General features: G+C 70.9%; 18 protein-coding genes. 1 reads left to right on the top strand and 17 read right to left on the bottom strand.

Features of this window, described 5'->3' with window-relative positions; translation table 11 throughout:
- Positions 1-19: 19 nt before the first annotated feature.
- A complete protein-coding gene (locus DVK05_RS03460; protein WP_053772268.1) occupies positions 20-469 on the bottom strand; it encodes an Lrp/AsnC family transcriptional regulator in 450 nt (149 codons plus the stop codon).
- A gap of 54 nt (positions 470-523) precedes the next feature.
- Positions 524-1,288 (bottom strand): 4-phosphopantoate--beta-alanine ligase, encoded by a 765-nt coding sequence (locus tag DVK05_RS03455; RefSeq protein ID WP_121562010.1) that lies wholly within the window; start codon positions 1,286-1,288, stop codon positions 524-526.
- Positions 1,289-1,439: 151 nt separating this feature from the next.
- Here DVK05_RS03455 and DVK05_RS03450 point away from each other — a divergent pair, with 151 nt between their 5' ends.
- Positions 1,440-1,676: a hypothetical protein gene (locus DVK05_RS03450; protein ID WP_053772270.1), complete on the top strand. Its 237-nt coding sequence runs from the start codon at positions 1,440-1,442 to the stop codon at positions 1,674-1,676.
- A 62-nt stretch (positions 1,677-1,738) separates the two neighbouring features.
- Here DVK05_RS03450 and DVK05_RS03445 read toward each other — a convergent pair whose 3' ends face one another.
- The 15 genes from DVK05_RS03445 to DVK05_RS03375 form a co-directional block, all read right to left on the bottom strand.
- Positions 1,739-3,439 (bottom strand): methylmalonyl-CoA mutase, encoded by a 1,701-nt coding sequence (locus DVK05_RS03445; RefSeq protein WP_121562009.1) that lies wholly within the window; start codon positions 3,437-3,439, stop codon positions 1,739-1,741.
- 128 nt (positions 3,440-3,567) lie between these two features.
- A complete protein-coding gene (locus DVK05_RS03440) occupies positions 3,568-4,440 on the bottom strand; it encodes a universal stress protein (protein WP_233559308.1) in 873 nt (290 codons plus the stop codon).
- Between the two features lie 56 nt (positions 4,441-4,496).
- Positions 4,497-4,937 (bottom strand): universal stress protein, encoded by a 441-nt coding sequence (locus DVK05_RS03435; protein ID WP_121562008.1) that lies wholly within the window; start codon positions 4,935-4,937, stop codon positions 4,497-4,499.
- 85 nt (positions 4,938-5,022) lie between these two features.
- Complete coding sequence (locus tag DVK05_RS03430) at positions 5,023-6,558, bottom strand: TrkH family potassium uptake protein (RefSeq protein ID WP_121562007.1); 1,536 nt, start codon at positions 6,556-6,558, stop codon at positions 5,023-5,025.
- 114 nt (positions 6,559-6,672) lie between these two features.
- A complete protein-coding gene (locus tag DVK05_RS03425) occupies positions 6,673-8,175 on the bottom strand; it encodes a TrkH family potassium uptake protein (RefSeq protein ID WP_121562006.1) in 1,503 nt (500 codons plus the stop codon).
- Between the two features lie 5 nt (positions 8,176-8,180).
- Entirely contained in the window at positions 8,181-9,518 is a 1,338-nt protein-coding gene (gene trkA / locus DVK05_RS03420) for a Trk system potassium transporter TrkA (RefSeq protein WP_121562005.1), read from the bottom strand.
- A gap of 120 nt (positions 9,519-9,638) precedes the next feature.
- Entirely contained in the window at positions 9,639-10,553 is a 915-nt protein-coding gene (locus DVK05_RS03415) for a mechanosensitive ion channel family protein (protein WP_121562004.1), read from the bottom strand.
- Positions 10,553-10,798 (bottom strand): YhbY family RNA-binding protein, encoded by a 246-nt coding sequence (locus DVK05_RS03410; RefSeq protein ID WP_121562003.1) that lies wholly within the window; start codon positions 10,796-10,798, stop codon positions 10,553-10,555. The genes DVK05_RS03415 and DVK05_RS03410 overlap by 1 nt, the downstream gene beginning before the upstream one ends.
- 95 nt (positions 10,799-10,893) lie before the next feature.
- Entirely contained in the window at positions 10,894-11,343 is a 450-nt protein-coding gene (locus tag DVK05_RS03405) for an SHOCT domain-containing protein (RefSeq protein WP_121562002.1), read from the bottom strand.
- A 78-nt stretch (positions 11,344-11,421) separates the two neighbouring features.
- A complete protein-coding gene (locus tag DVK05_RS03400) occupies positions 11,422-11,928 on the bottom strand; it encodes a DUF5797 family protein (protein ID WP_121562001.1) in 507 nt (168 codons plus the stop codon).
- On the bottom strand, positions 11,925-13,223 hold the full coding sequence (gene gatA / locus DVK05_RS03395; RefSeq protein WP_121562000.1) for an Asp-tRNA(Asn)/Glu-tRNA(Gln) amidotransferase subunit GatA: 1,299 nt from the start codon (positions 13,221-13,223) through the stop codon (positions 11,925-11,927). Before gatA ends, DVK05_RS03400 begins: the two co-directional genes overlap by 4 nt.
- Entirely contained in the window at positions 13,224-13,526 is a 303-nt protein-coding gene (gatC, locus tag DVK05_RS03390; protein ID WP_053772279.1) for an Asp-tRNA(Asn)/Glu-tRNA(Gln) amidotransferase subunit GatC, read from the bottom strand.
- A gap of 77 nt (positions 13,527-13,603) precedes the next feature.
- A complete protein-coding gene (locus tag DVK05_RS03385) occupies positions 13,604-14,032 on the bottom strand; it encodes a DUF5788 family protein (RefSeq protein WP_121561999.1) in 429 nt (142 codons plus the stop codon).
- A gap of 94 nt (positions 14,033-14,126) precedes the next feature.
- Complete coding sequence (locus tag DVK05_RS03380; RefSeq protein ID WP_121561998.1) at positions 14,127-14,630, bottom strand: universal stress protein; 504 nt, start codon at positions 14,628-14,630, stop codon at positions 14,127-14,129.
- Between the two features lie 131 nt (positions 14,631-14,761).
- Complete coding sequence (locus DVK05_RS03375; RefSeq protein WP_121561997.1) at positions 14,762-15,916, bottom strand: pyridoxal phosphate-dependent aminotransferase; 1,155 nt, start codon at positions 15,914-15,916, stop codon at positions 14,762-14,764.
- Between the last annotated feature and the right edge of the window lie 21 nt (positions 15,917-15,937).

Below are 15,937 nucleotides of genomic sequence, written 5' to 3'. Positions count from 1 at the left end.
GGCGCCCCGCCGCGCCGGCTTACAGCGGCGGCCCGGCCCGCTCGTAGTCGGTGCCGAGGATGACCATCGTCTGCGAGCGCGAGAACCCCTCGGTCTCCGCGATCCGCTCGAACATCAGCTCCCGGAGCCGGTCGGTGTCGGCCGCGACGACCCGGAGGATGACGTCCCACTCGCCGGTGGTGAGGTGGATCTCGCGGACGCCGTCGATGCCGCGGAGGCGTTCGAGCGCGTCCTCCTCGCGGCCCTGCTCGACGCGCAGGCCGACGAACGCGCCGACGCCGTACCCGACCGCCTTCGGGTCGATGTCGGCGTGGTACCCGCGGATAACGCCCGCCTCCTCGAGGCGGCTGACCCGGTCGTGGACGGTCGCGCTGGACATGTCGATCCGCCGCGCGACCTCCGAGAACGGGGTCCGCGCGTCCTCCTGGAGGATTCGCAGGATCGCCCGGTCCGTCTCGTCGAGTTCCATACGAGTCCGTACGGGGGGCGGAGGCTTTTGTTTTCCGGCGGGAGCAACCGGCGGCTACGATCCGTCCGCGTCCGCGAACGACCCCTCGCGGATCGCCGCCTCCGCCGCGTCGAGCGCGGCGGCGGCGTCGAACTCGTCGACGATCCCGCGGAGATCCTCGGGCGTCGCGTCCGCGAGGTCGCGCGCGTGCGCCGCGACGTTCGGCACGGCGCGGATCAGGTTGTCGATTATCGGCACGTCGGCGGTCCGGGGCGAGCGGCTCCCGGGGTTGAGGTCGATCACGATCTCCGTCTTCCCCATCGCGTCGAGCGCGGCGGCGCGGTCGCCGTCCTCCAGAGGAACCACGACGACGTCGGCCGCCTCGATCCCGTCGGCGTCGACGACGCCCCGCGCGTGGTCGAGGCCGGGGATCTCGCCGTCGCCGGCGAGACCCTTCACCTCGTCGGCACCGTGCTCGCGCAGGTGGTCGGCGATCCGCCGGACCCGCTCGTCGGTGTGGTTGAACAGGTTCACCTCGAGGTCGGCGTCGACCGCCGCGGCCAGGTCGACCGTCTCGCCGGGCGCGAGGGCGGCGACGTTGCCGTTCACCGAGATCACGGGGCGCTCGGCGAGCAGGAGCGTCGCGGCCGCGGCGCGCGCGGCGGCGTCGGCGCTCGGGAGCGTGCGCTCGCCGAGGAGGTAGTCGAACGCCTCGCCGCGCCCCTGCGCGATCAGCCCCTGCTTCGAGGTGATCCCCTTCTCGACGCCCGCCTCGATCCGGTGGCGCGTCACGAGCGACGCGTACCGCGGGTGGTCCTCGGGGACCTCCGTCTCCGTCATACCCGAGGGAGGCGATGGGTCGATTAAAATGGACCGTTCGCGGTCGGCGGCGCCGGACCGTCGCCCTCCGTCCGCTCGCCGGCCTCGCTCGTCTCCGCCGCGGCGAACGGATGGCATAACTAAGTTTCTGGAAACCGAAACGCCGCGCGTGATGAATCGGACTGGGAAGTACACGGTCGTCAGAGCGTGTAACGACCACGGGGCGATCACGCTCCGTGAATACCCGCGCAACGGGACGCTGTACGTCGTCGAGTACGACGACCCCGACGTGGAGGCCGAGCTGTCGTCGCTCGACGCCGGCTCGGTCGTCGAGCTCGACCTCCGGCGAGCGGGCCGCCGTGGGAACGCGTGGTGCGCGGAGTCCGCGCGGCCGGTCGAGACGGCGTAGAACGCAGTTCGCGGAGTCGCGCGGCCGACCGACCCGTCCGGTTTCGTTTTCCCGTTCCGCAGTCAGGCGACGCCGATCCGCTCGCGGTACGCGCCGTGTTCCGCCTCGAACACCTCCATGATCTCGCCCATCGTCGCGTACGCCTTGACGGCCGTGACGATCTCGGGCATGGCGTTCTCGCCGGCCGCGACCGCGTCGCGGAGGTCGTCGAGCGCGGCCGCGACCGCGTCGTCGTCGCGCTCGTCTTTCACCGACTCCAGCCGGTCGAGCTGGCGCTCGCGGGTCGTCTCGTCGACCTTCAGCAGGTCCGGGCGGGTGTCCTCGTCGATCTCGTAGGCGTTGACGCCGACGACCGTCTCCTCGCCCTCGTCGACGCGCTCCTGGTACTCGTAGGCCGACTCCTGTATCTCGCGGTGGAAGTACCCCTGTTCGATGCCGCGGAGGACGCCGTCGCGCACGGAGCCGTCGCCCATCTCCCGGATCTCCTCGATGTAGGCCATCGCGTCGGCTTCCGTCTCGTCGGTGAGGCTCTCGACCGCGAAGGAGCCGCCGAGCGGGTCGACGATGTCGGCCGCGCCGGACTCCTCGGCGATGATCTGCTGGGTCCGGAGCGCGACGCGCACCGCCTGCTCGGAGGGGAGCGCGAGCGCCTCGTCGAAGGAGTTGGTGTGGAGGCTCTGGGTGCCGCCCAGCACGCCCGCCAGCGCCTGGATCGTGACGCGCGCGACGTTGTTGAGCGGCTGCTGGGCCGTCAGCGACTGCCCCGCGGTCTGGGTGTGGAACTTCAGCTGCTTCGAGGCGTCCGCCTCCGCGCCGTACCACTCGTCCATCACGGTCGCGTAGATGCGGCGCGCGGCGCGGAACTTCGCGACCTCCTCGAACAGCGAGTTGTGCGAGTTGAAGAAGAAGGAGAGCTGCGGGGCGAACTCGTCGACGTCGAGCCCGCGGTCGAGGCACGCCTCGACGTAGGCGAACCCGTCGGCGAGCGTGAACGCCAGCTCCTGGACCGCCGTCGACCCCGCCTCGCGGATGTGGTACCCCGACACGGAGATGGGCTTGAACTTGGGCGTCTCCGCGACCGCGAACTCGATGGTGTCGGTCACCAGATCGAGGGACGGCTCGGGCGGGATCACCCACTCCTTCTGCGCGATGAACTCCTTGAGCATGTCGTTCTGGAGGGTGCCCCGGAGCTCCTCGCGCGGGATCCCGCGGCGGTCGGCGAGCGCGACGTACATCGCGTAGATCACCGGCGCGCTCGGGTTGATCGTGAACGAGGTCGACACCTCCGCGAGGTCGATGCCGTCGAACAGCACCTCCATGTCGCGCAGCGTGTCGACCGCGACGCCCTCCTTGCCGACCTCGCCGAGCGACATCTTGTCGTCGGAGTCGATCCCCATCAGCGAGGGCATGTCGAACGCCGTCGAGAGGCCGGTCTGCCCCTCGTCGATCAGGTAGCGGAACCGCTCGTTGGTCTCCTCGGCGGTGCCGAACCCCGCGAACTGGCGCATCGTCCACGTCCGGCCGCGGTACATCGTCGGGTAGACGCCGCGGGTGTACGGCTCCTCGCCGGGAAACCCGAGGTCCTCGTCGTAGTCGAGGTCGGCGACGTCCTCGGGGGTGTACAGGCGGTCGACCTCGCGGTTCGAGACGGTCGCGAACCGCGACTTCCGCTCCCCGTGGCGGTCGAGGGTGGGGTCGAGCGTCTCCGCCTCCCACGACTCCTTCGCCTGGCGGATCTCGGAGAGCTCCTCGTCGTCGTACATACCGCCCGTTACCCGCCGGTCGGGTATAAATATTCATTATATTCTGAAGGGGGCGGCGGCGCGAGCGACCCCGGAAACGACCGCCTCGTCGCGCTCGGCTCGGGCCGATCGCCCACCGAGCGCTCGGCTCAGCGACCCCCGAACAGCCGGTCGCGGAGCGACCGCGGCGTGGGGCGCTCCGCGAGCAGCACCGGCGTATCGAGGGCCTCGACGGCCGCGAGCGCGAGCGATCCGCGGACGATCCGGGAGAGGAGGCCGCGCTCCGTGGCGCCGACGATCACGAGGTCGTACCCCTCGCCGACGCGACCGATCGCCGCCTCCACGTCGCCGGTCTCGACGCGCAGGTCGGCGTCCCCGAGGCCGTGCCCCTCGGCCCAGCCGGCGAGGAACTCGCGGCCCGCCGCCTCGTCGCCCTCCTCGACGACGTGTAACAGCGAGACCTCGGCGTCGACCGCCTCCCGGAGCGCGAGCGCGACCTCGGCGGAGAGGTCCGACGACGGGCCGCCGGCGGTCGGCACGAGCACGTCGGCGGGGTCGAGCCGCCGCCCGTCGAAGACGAGGAAGTCGCAGGGGAGGTCGCGGGCCAGCTCGTCCAGCGAGCCCTCGACGCGCCCGCCCGCGAACCGCGCCCCGCCGTAGCCCATCACCACCGCGTCGGCGCCGGTCGTCCGCGCGGCGTCGAACACCTCCTCGATCCCGCGGTGCGAGAGGATCGTCTTCGTCTCGACCGGCGCGTCGAACGGCGCCGCGTCGGCGACGGCCGCCGAGAGCAGCTCTGCGGAGGACCGGTCGAGCCGCTCCCGGTTCGCGGCAGCGTTCTCCAGCGAGGTCTGGTCGGGGACGGTGACGACGTGGACCGCGAGGAGGCGGGCGTCACGGCTGTCGGCCACGGCGCCGGCGAGCGCGACGAGCGCCGCCTCGGTGCGCGGGTTCGAGAGGGCGACCATGACGACGGGGCGGTCGTCGGCGCGTCCCGTCGGTCGGTCGTCGCTGTGCGGCATCGGTCGACCGCCGCGTCAGCGCGCCGACGACCCGCCCTCGCGGGCGCGACGGCGGCTCATTCGTCCGCGTCGGCGCGCGGGAGCGCGATCACGGGCACCGGCGCGTCGGTCGCGATCTCGGCCGACAGGTCCCCGGAGAGGAGCTGGACCAGGCGGTTCCCCCCGCGCGACTGGTAGGCGATCGCGCTCGCGTCCACCTCGCCCGCCGCGTCGAAGATCGCCTCGACCACGTCCCGGGCGTAGGCCGTGTGCTCGGCGGCGTCGGGGAACACCGTTCTGACCGCCGCGTACGACTCGGCCGCGAGCTCCTCCGACTGCTCGATGGGGGTCTTGTCCGGCACGCCGTCCCCCTTCTCGACGACGTGAAGCGCCGTCACCCGCGCGGGGTCGTAGGGGTCGAGCGCCCGCGCCGTTCGCAGCGCGTCCTCCTCGTTCGCGACCGGGAGGAGCACGTGCCCGAGCAGGTCCTGGCCGCCGGTGTCGTCGGGTCCGTCCATGCGAGGTAGTACGGCCGGCGGCGCTTAAGAAGGTGGCCTCGCGTCCCCGGGCGTCGCGTCGAGGACCTGACCGCGCCCCGGAAGGTCACTGCTCGTCGACGCCGGCGACGAACAGCGCGAGCACGGGGACGATCTCCAGCCGCCCGATCCACATCAGCCCGATCATCAGCAGCTTCGTCGTGTTCGGCAGGAACTCGTAGCTCCCGAAGGGGCCCAGCGGGCCGAGCCCCGGTCCGATGTTGCCGATCGTCGCGAGCGACGCCGCGAGCGCCTCCGTGCCGGTGAGCCGCTCGCCGATCCGCGCCGTGTCGAGCTCGATGAAGACGGCCGAGAGCGCGAACACGAGGAAGTACAGCAGGGTGAACACGAGGATCCCGCGGATCACGTCCTCGTCGACGACCTCGCCGCCGAGCCGGACCGGCCGGACCACGTCCGGGTTCGCCGTCGTGTACAGCTCGCGGCGGAGCGTCTTCAGCAGGATGAGCCAGCGGATCACCTTGATCCCGCCGCCGGTCGACCCGGCGGAGCCGCCGATGAACATCGCGAACAGCAGGAGGAACTGGGTCTGGGTGTCCCACTCCGCGAAGTCCGCGGTCGCGAAGCCGGTCGAGTTCATCAGCGACGCGACCTGGAACATCCCCTGCCGGAGCGCGTTCTCCGGGACGCCCTCCGTGATACCGCCGATGTCGGTGGCCGGCGCGCCGCCGTAGAACAGCCCGACCGCGAGCACGGCGGCGAACGCGGTCACCAGCCCGAGGTAGATCCGGAACTCCGTGTTCTCGAACATCTCCCGCGGGTCGTCCCTGAGCACGTACCAGAACAGCGCGAAGTTGACTCCGGCGATCACCATGAACGGGACGAACGCCCACTGTACCACCGGCGAGAACGCGCCGATGCTCTCCGCCTCCGGCGAGAACCCGCCGGTCGGGAGCGTGGAGAACCCGTGGGCGATGGCGTTGTACAGGTCCATCTCCGGCGCGTACCCGGTGAGCCCGAGCAGCGCCAGCACGGCGACCATCGCCACCGTGAACCCGAGGTAGATGAGCCAGAGCGCGCGGGCCGTCTCGACGATCCGCGGAGTGAGCTTCTGGAGCCCCGGCCCCGGCGCCTCCGACTCCATCAGCTGGGCGCCGTTGACCGCCAGCTGCGGCAGGATCGCGATCATCAGCACGATGATCCCCATCCCGCCGAGCCACTGCGTGAGCTGCCGCCACATCAGCACCGCGTGGGAGTGCTGCTCGAAGCTGATCTCCGCGGTCGCGGTCGCGCCCGTCGTCGTGAAGCCGCTCATCGACTCGAACAGCGCGTTCACGGGATGCGCGAGCGCGGAGGGAGTCCCGTAGCCGGCGATGACGTACGGGATGGCGCCGACGACCGCGGCCATCAACCACGCCAGCGAGACGACCGCCAGCGCGTCCCGCGGGCCGAGTTCCGGCTCGTCGTCGAGCCGTTCGAGCCCGGCGCCGATCGCGACGGCGACCGTCATCGACGCCGCGAACGCGACCGCGTCCTCGCCGTAGATCAGCGCGACGACGAGCGGGACGGCCATGGACGCCGACAGGAGCTTCACGATGCTCCCGGTGTAGCTGAGCGTCGCCCGCGCGTCGATGGTCCGTGTCACGAGTGTCCCTCGGGGGTTCCGATACCCGTCGTAGCAGGCCGGCGCGACAAGAAGCCGTCGATGGACGGAGCCGCCGCGGGCGCCGAACGGCGGACCGCGGCGGCTCGGCGTCGGTCAGGAGGTCCAGAACGCCTTCGTGAACAGCACGAGGACGGGGATGATCTCGATCCGGCCGATCCACATCAGCACGACCATCACGGCCCGCGTGCTCAGCGGGAACGTCGCGAAGGTGCCGTACGGCCCCGCGTCGCCGAACGCCGGCCCGATGTTGAGGAACGTCGTCGCGGCGGCGCCGAGCGCCTCGAACTCGGAGACGCGGAGCCCGGCCCGCTCGGCGTCGACGACGATGACGACGGCGAGCAGAAAGAAGATCACGATGCTGAGGAGGAGGTACGCGTAGATGTCGCGGATCGCCCCCTCCTCGATCGATTTCCCCGAGATCCGGACCGGCCGCACCGACTCGGGGTGGATGGCGGTGTAGAGGTTCCGCCGGAACGACTTCAGCGCCACCAGCCACCGCAGCGACTTGATCGAGCAGGTGGTCGATCCGACCATCCCGCCGACGAACATGCCCATGAACAGCATGTGCTTCGCCGCGGGCGCCCACAGCACGTAGTCGGTGCTCGCGTACCCCGTCGTCGTCACGATGGAGGCGACGTTGAACACGGCGTGGCGGACCGTCGCCTCGGCGCCGAATCCGGTGCTCGGGTCGAGGAACAGCGAGACCGCGACGATCGACGCGAGCGTCCCCATCGCGCCGAGGTAGAAGTGGAACTCCTCGTTTCGCAACAGGCGCATCGGCTCGCCGTTGATGGCGAAGTAGATGAGGACGAAGCTGGTCGAGCCGATCACCATGAACGGGACCACCGCCCACTGGATCAGCGGGTGGAACGCCCCGACCGAGAGCGGCTCCGGCGAGAAGCCGGCGGTCGCGACCGAGGTGAACGCGTGCGCGACGGCGTTGTACAGGTCCATCTGCGGGTCGACGGCGAGGCCGAGCGCGAAGTAGACGACGATCGCCAGCCCCGTGAGTCCGAAGTAGATCCCCCAGATCAGCTGCGCCGTCCGGGATATCTTCGGCGTGAGCTTGTTGACGTCCTGGGTCTGTGACTCCGACTCCATCAGCTGTGCCCCGCCGACCCCGATCTCCGAGAGCACCGCGGTCGCCAGGATCAGGATGCCGAGCCCCCCGAGCCACTGGATCACCTGTCGCCACATCATGACGGACCGCGAGTGGAGGGAGAAGTCGCGCAGCACGGTCGCGCCCGTCGTCGTCAGCCCGCTCATCGACTCGAACATGGCGTTGACCGGGTGCGCGACCGTGCCGACCCCCGCCACGACGAAGGGGATCGCGCCGATCGCGGCGACGAGGAACCAGATCAGCGCCACCGCGAGGAACGCCTCACGCGGCCCGAGGTCCTCCGCCGGGTCCCGCGTCGACCGGAACGCCGCGCCGAGCGCGAGCGAAACCGCGATCGCCGCGAGGAAGGGGACGGGCGACTCGCCGTAGTAGAACGCGAGGAGGAGGGGGAACGCGAGCGGGACCGGGAGGGCGGCGAGGACGTCGCCGGTGAGTCCCACGCTGGCCCGCCACCCGACGCGGATGCTGGTGCTCACGGGACTCAGGCCATCGAGGCGATGTCGCTCACGGAGTCGGACTCCACGAGGAGGATGACGTGGTCGCCGGCCTGGAGCACCGTGTCACCGCGGGGCGTGACCAGCCGGTGGTCCCGGGTGATCGCGCCGATGACGAACCGCACGTCGCTGTCGGCGACGATCTCCGATATCGGTCGGCCGACGAGCCCGCACCCCTCGGTGAGTTCGAGTTCGAGGACCTCCGCCTGGTCGTTCTCCAGCACGGCGATGTTCTCCGCGACGCTCTCGTAGGTGAACCGCGTGATCTCCTCGGCGGTCACCGTGCGGGGGTTGACCGCGATGTCGATGCCGATTTCCTCGAAGACGGTGACGTAGTCGGGGCTGTCGACGACGGCGATCACGCGGTCGACGCCGAGGCGCTTGGCGAGCACGGAGATGAGGAGGTTCTTCTCGTCCGAGCGGAGCGCCGTGACGACGATGTCGGCCTCGTCGACGTGCTCGCGGGCGAGGAACTCCGTGTCCGTCGCGTCGTGCTCCATGACGACGGTGTCCGGGAGGTTCTCCGCGAGCCACCGCGCGCGGTCGGGGTCCTGCTCGATCAGCCGCGGGCTGAAGTCGCGCTCCTCCAGGAGCCGGGCGGTCTGGTAGCCGATCTCGCTGCCGCCGACGACGACGATCTCGTCGGCGCGGTCGGGCGTCGCCTCCGGCGCCACGTCGGTCGCGAACGACTGGACGCTCTCGGGGCTCCCGATCACCACCGCGCGGTCGCCGACGGCGATGTCGGTGTCCCCGCGGGGGATTATCATGTCGCCGTTCCGGAACAGGCCGACGAACGTGAGCGACTCGAAGCGGTCCGCCTCCGAGACGGTCTGTCCGGCGACGGGGCTCCCCTCGGCGATCTCGAACTCGGCCATCTGGACGAGGCCGCCGGCGAACGGGTCGACGTCGACGGCCGCCGGGAGCCCGATGACGCGGACGATGTTCTCCGCGGTCAACAGGTCCGTACACACCATGAAGTCGACGCCGAAGGCCCCCTCGCTGCCCTGCCACGTGCGGAGGAAGTCGGTGCTCTTGACGCGGGCGATCGTGAACCCGTCCCCGAGCGTCTTGGCGGTGCCGCAGGCGACGAGGTTCGTCTGGTCGTCGTCGGTACAGGCGATGACCATGTCCGCGCGGTCGACCTCGGCGGCCGACTGGATCTCCGAGGAGGTGCCGTCGCCCGCGATGGTGAGGACGTCGAGTTCGTACTTGAGCTGTTCCGCGCGGTCCGGGTCGACGTCCACGACGACCACCTCGTGGTCCGACGCGAGACTGGCGGCGATGCTCGTCCCGACCTCGCCGGCCCCGATGACGACCACGTACATGGGCACACCCAGTTACCGGACCCTCAAGTTCGTTACTATCGCTCCCGGGGCGGCTCCCGCGCGTCGGTAAAACCGCGACGCGTTCCGCCCGGTCGACCCCGGAATCTCAGGGGTCCGAGGCTACGAGTCGCCGCCGGCGCCGCCCGCCGCGCCGCCGAACGACGCGGGGTCCGTCCACTCGTTGCGCCCCGAGACGGTCCGCTGCGGGAAGGGGATCGAGATCCCCTCCTCGTCGAACCGTTTCTTGACGGCCTTCACGTAGTCGGCGCGCGCCTTCACGAAGTCCGCCCGCGAGGGGTCCTCGATCCAGATCCGCGACTGGAGGCCCACGTAGGAGTCGGCCAGCTCGGTGAGCCGGACCGACGGCGCGGGGTCTTCGAGGATGGCGTCGCTCTTCTCGGCCTCCTCGACGATGATGTCCGTCGCCTTCTCCACGTCGTCCTCGTAGTCGATCCCGAAGACGAACTTCAGGCGGAGCGTCTTCTTCGCGACCGGGTTCTTCACCACGTCGCTCGTCAGGGCGTGGTTCGGCACCGTGAGCAGCTCGTTGTCGAACGTGCGGACGCGGGTGACGCGGAAGGAGATGTCCTCGACGACGCCCGAGTTGCCGTTCCACTCGATCCAGTCGCCGATGCGGAACGGCTTGTCGGTGTAGATGAACACGCCAGCGACGAAGTTCTTGATCACGTCTTGGAGCGCGAAGCCGATCGCGAGCGTCGCCGCGGCCGCGATCGTCGCCAGCGACCGCAGGAACCCCTGGTACCCGGCCGCGCCGAACGCGACCGTGACGCCGGCGAACAGCACGAGGAACGCCACGATCTTCTGGAGCGGGCGGCGGGCGTGCTCGTCGAGCCCCTGCCTGTCGAAGACGCGCGTGACGAGCGGGGTGACGACCGCCTTGTAGAGCAGGTACGTCGCGACGACGACGACGAGGAAGATGGCGGCGTCGACGACGAGGTCCGTCACCGGTCCGAGGTACGGTCGGAGCGTCCCCGCGACCGCGACGACGCCGGCCGGCCCCGCGGCGGCGCTCATCAGTGGAGCACCGCCGTGTTCCCGCGCGTCTCGATCAGGTCGGCGCCGACCGCGTCCGCGAGCTCCGCGGCCAGCTCGTCGGTCGTGGTACCCCCGCGGGCCGCGCGGAGGAACTTCACCTTCACCAGCTTCCGGTCGTCGAGCTGGTCGGCCAGCTCGTCGACGACCGAGTCGATGCCGTGCTTCCCGACCCAGACGGTGACGTCAAGGTCGTGCGCCTCCTTCCGCAGTTCCTGGTCGCTCATACGCGGTCGAGTCGGCCGCGCGCATTGAAGCTTGAGGTTCGGTCGCGCCGGGCTCGCCGCCGCGACGCCGCCCGCCGCGACGCCGTCGCCCCGCGTCACCGCTCGCGTTCGACGTCGCGCTCCCGGTCGGCGGCCCGGTTTCGCTCGGCCCACTCGGCGGCGTCCTCAGGGGTCTCGGTCTCCAGCAGGCGGTCGAGCTTCCGCTCGAACTGCTCGTCGGTGAGGTCGCCGTTCGCGTAGCGGGTCCGCAGCCGTTCGAGGGCGTCCGTGGTGTCGGCGGGCTCGTCGTCGCTTTCCGCCGTCTCGCCGTGTCTGCCCCACAGGGGATCGGTCTCGTACTCCTCGAAGTCGGACTCTCCGCCCTCCTCGTCGAACAGCATCGAGACGACCGGAACGATCACGATGTAACCGAACAGCATGAACCCGAGCCACCAGTCGAACCCGAGCAGGAGGGCGGCGAGCCACGTCCCGGTGACCGTCGTGGCGGCGATGCCGCTCGCGTTGCGACGGAACCGGTCGCGGAGGGTCTCGTCGTCGTCGACCATCGCCGTGACGGTCTCCGTCGCGGTACAAAGTCGTGTCGACGACCGGGAGGCTCCGGACCGCCGGGAGGACGGGACCGCCTACGACTCGATTTCGACGGTTATCTCGTCGCGGTCGACCGCCAGCCGGAACGTCGGCACGGTGCGGTAGACGACCTCGACGACGTTCTTGCGTTCGAGGCTGCGGAGCGCGCGCCGCACCGCGTCGACCTCGGGGTCGGCGTCGTACGCCTCCCGGAGCGCGTTGAGCACGCTGACGACGGACTGCGAGCGCTCGTCCGGGCCGGCGAGCACGTCGACCACCCGCGACTCCAGTTCGGGGACGCGGATCGTCTCCGGCACGCCGCCGCGCGCGACCGCGTCGGGCTCGACGCCGGGCTCCACGTCGACGAGGTCGTTCGCCTCCGCCGTCGCGCGGATCAGGCTGTCGTCGTCGCGGTAGTAGTACTCCTTCAGGTGGTCCTCCAGGTAGCCGTGGACCTCGCTGCCGCTCTCCATCTCCCACGCGTCCTGGAGCTCGCCGTTCTTCGTCGGCTGGAGGCGGACCACGTCGGCGAGCCGGTCGCGTTCCTCGTCGGTGAGGCTCATCGCTCCTCGACCGCGCTCGCGGCGCGGACGATGGTCTCCTCGCCGAACTTCGGGCCGACGAGCTGGAGCCCGACGGGGAGCCCGTCCGCCTCGCCCGCGGGCACGGAGATGGCGGGGAGGTTCGCGAGGTTGACCGGCGTCGTGTTCGCGTCCGCGAGGTACATCCGCAGCGGGTCGTCGAGGCTCTCACCCAACTCGAAGGGGAGGACCGGCATCGTCGGCGACGCGATCACGTCGACGTCGTCGAAGGCGTCCTCGAAGTCCTGACGGACCCACGCGCGGGCGTCCTGCGCCTTCTCGTAGTACTTGTCGTGGTAGCCGGCCGAGAGCGCGTACGTGCCGAGCAGAATCCGGCGTTTGACCTCCGCGCCGAACCCCTCCTCGCGGGTCTCCGCGAACGACTCGTTCCAGTTGCCGTCCGCGTCGCTCCGGTGGCCGTACCGGACGCCGTCGAAGCGCGCGAGGTTCGAGGAGGCCTCCGCCATCGCGATGACGTAGTACGCCTGGACCGCGTGCTCGACGGAGGGGAGCGAGATCTCCGTCGTCTCCGCGCCCTGCGCCTCCAGGTCGTCGATCGCGGCCTCGGCCGTCTCGACGACGCGCTCGTCGGCGCCCTCGAACAGCTCCGTGGGCACGCCGATCGTCAGGCCCGCCACGTCGCCGTCCGCGGCCGCGGCGTAGCTCGCGTCGGGGTCGGCGCCCTCGACCTCGCGCAGGTCGCGGGTCGTCCCGTCGTTCGGGTCGTCGCCCGCGATGACGTCGAGCGCGGCGGCCGCCTCCTCGACGGTGCCCGCGATCGGGCCGATCTGTTCGAGGGAGTTCGCGTACGCGATGAGCCCGTACCGGGAGACGAGCCCGTAGGTGGGCTTGATCCCGACGACGCCGCAGAAGGCGGCCGGACAGCGCACCGAGCCGCCGGTGTCGGAGCCGAGCGCCACGTCGGCCTCGCCCGCCGCGACCGCGGCCGCCGAGCCGCCGGAGGAGCCGCCCGGGACGCGGTCGGTGTCGACGGGGTTCCGAGTGGGGCCGAACGCGGAGGTCTCCGTCGTCGTCCCCATCCCGAACTCGTCCATGTTCGTCTTCCCGACGACCGTCGCGCCCGCCTCTGTCAGGCGGTCGACGACGGTCGCGGAGTAGGGCGGGACGTAGTCCGCCAGCATCTCCGAGCCGCAGGTCGTCCGGATCCCCTCGGTGGAGATGTTGTCCTTCACCGCGACCGTCGTGCCCGCGAGGGGGCCGTCGCCGTCGCCCTCGATCGTCGCCTCCGTGACGAAGGCGTTGATGTCGGCCGCCATCTACGACACCTTCGGCCCGACGAAGAAGCCGTCCTCCGTCTCCTCGGCGTTCGCGAGCGCCTCCTCCTGGGAGAGCCCCTCGCGGACCTCGTCCGGGCGCATCACGTTGACGAGTTCCTCCTCGCGCTCCGTCTCCGGGACCTCGTCGAGCGCCGCGAAGTACTCCAAGATGTCGCCGAACTGCGCCGCGAACTCGTCGACCTCCTCGTCGGCGAGTCGCACCCGCGCGAGGTCGGCGACGTGTCTGACCTCCTCGGCGTCGACGGCGGCCTCGCCGTCGTCCGACGCTGCGGTGTCGCTCATACCCGAACGTACCACGCGGGCGGCGAGTAAGGGTTTCGGAAGGGGGCCGTCGACGCGGGTCGGGACGGGAGCCGGAATTACCGGACCTGATCGACGAACGCGAGCCAGCGCTCGTGGCCCGCCAGCGTGTCGGCGTGGTGCTCGTCGGCGAACCCCGGCCGGCGGATGCCCTCCAAGGCGTTGAGCGCGCGGTCGATGCCGACGACCTCGTCGGCGAGCGCCTCGGCGGTCTCGCGGTCGAGGGGGTCGCTCTCCAGCCGCTCGACGCGCCGCGCCCGCTCGGCCCTGAGCGACTCGCGCGCCGCCGTCACCTTCCGGTCGAGCGCGGGCGGGACCGCGTCGACCTTCCGGGTCTCGACGATGAACGCCGACAGGTCGACGGCGCTCCCGTCTATCTCGACCTCGTCGGGCACGCTCGCGCCGACGGTCGCGCTGGGGCTGTTCACGCGGTCGAGGAGGGCCTCGCGAACGCCGTCGTCGATCGCCGTTCGCTCCGGGTCGCTCATGGGTTCGCGTGGTCGACGGAGCCGGGAAAAATCGTCGGCCGCCGATCGGCTCGGTTCGCCTCCCGCGTCCGCTTCGCTCGTCTGGTCCACCGCCTCACGCGTCCTCGTCCGCCCGCACCGTCATCACCGGCACGTCCGAGAGCCGGACGACCTTCTCCGCGACGCTGCCGAGCAGGTACCGCTCGACCCCGGTCCGGCCGTGCGTCCCCATCACCACGAGGTCGGCGTCGGCCTCGTCGGCGTAGCGCAGTATCACCGAGTGGGGCGTCCCCGACTCGACCGCGGTCGTCAGGTCGACCTCGCCGGTCGAGGCCTGGATGAGCGCCTCGGCGTGGTCGGTGAGCCCGGCCTCGACCGCCTCGGGGTCGGGCCCGTCCCCGTGCCGCCCGATGTAGCCCTCGTCGGGCGACCGCCCGCTCATCGCCTGCGGGTCGTCGTCGAGGAACGCCCCGCTCAGGCCAAGCCCGCCCTCTCGGGTGTCGATCACGTGTAACACGTCCACGCTCGCGCCGAACTGCGACGCGAGCGCCCCCACGTGCGCCGCCGCCGCCTCCGATCCGGCGCTCCCGTCGGTCGGGTACAGTATCCTGTCGTACATCGTACCACCGAACTGAAACTTCGAGGAGCGGGGTGAAAAACGCATCGCAGCCCCCGTTCGCGGCCGATCCGCGAGTTCGTCCGGGTCGGGACGCGGACGGAATGGGGGCGTCCGCGGGCGGTCGGGCGGCGTTACAGCAGGTCGTTCGCGACGAGGCGGTCGACCGCCTCGCGCAGGCGCGACTCGCTCGCGGCGTAGGAGATGCGGGCGTAGCCGGGGGCGTTGAACGCGCTCCCGGGGACGCAGGCGACCGCGGCCTCCTCGATGGCGCGCTCGCACCACGCCTGGTCGTCGTCGTCGACCGGGATCATCATGTAGAACGCGCCGTCGCCGACGTCGACGTCGACGCCGTGCTCGTCGAACAGGTCCACGAGGAGGTCCCGGCGGTCGGCGAACGCGTCGCGCATCTCCTCGACCGACGCCTCGGTGTTCTCCAGCGCCTCGATCCCCGCGCGCTGGACGAAGTTCGTGGCACAGGAGACCGAGTGGGAGTGGAGCTTCCCCGCCTCGCCGACGAACTCGTCGGTGGCGTGGAGGTAGCCGAGCCGCCAGCCGGTCATCGAGTACGCCTTCGAGAAGCCGTTGATCGTCACCGTGCGGTCGGCCATCCCGTCGAGGCTCGCAAGCGAGACGTGGTCGGCGTCGTAGACGATCCGCTCGTAGATCTCGTCCGAGATGACGGCCACGTCGTGCTCCACGGCGAGGTCACGGACGCCCTCCAGGGCCGCCTCCGAGAACACCGCGCCCGTGGGGTTCGACGGGGTGTTGACGACGAGCAGTTCGGTGTCGTCCGAGACGGTCGCGGCGAGCTCGTCGAGGGCGGGCTCCAGCTGGAAGCCGTGGGGCGCCAGATCGACGCGCGAGAGGTCGGCGCCGGCGAGCTTCGCCATCGCCTCGTAGGAGACCCACGCCGGGTCGAGCAGGACGACCTCGTCGCCCTCGTCGATCAGGGTCTGGAACGTCTCGTACAGGGCCTGCTTGCCGCCGGGGGTGACGATCACCTCGCCGGCGTCGGCGTCGATCCCGTTGCCGCGGAGCTTCTCCGCGATCGCCTCCTTCAGCGCGGGCACGCCGTTCGAGGAGGTGTACCCCGTGTGGCCCGCGTCGAGGGCCTCCTTGCCGGCCTCAACGACGTTCGCCGGGGTGTCGAAGTCGGGCTCGCCGACCGAGAGGTCGACGATGTCGGCGCCCTCGGCCTCCTTCTCCGCCGCGAGGTTCGATATCGCCAGCGTCGCGCTGGGCTCTACGCGTCCGATCCGCTCCGAGAAGTCGTATGCGTCGCTCATGTGTCGTGTGTGATCGTCGTG

Origin of the sequence: Halorubrum sp. Atlit-8R (assembly GCF_003666025.1) — an archaeon.
Classification (GTDB): domain Archaea; phylum Halobacteriota; class Halobacteria; order Halobacteriales; family Haloferacaceae; genus Halorubrum; species Halorubrum salinarum.
This window is presented reverse-complemented; position numbering and strand designations above follow the sequence as displayed.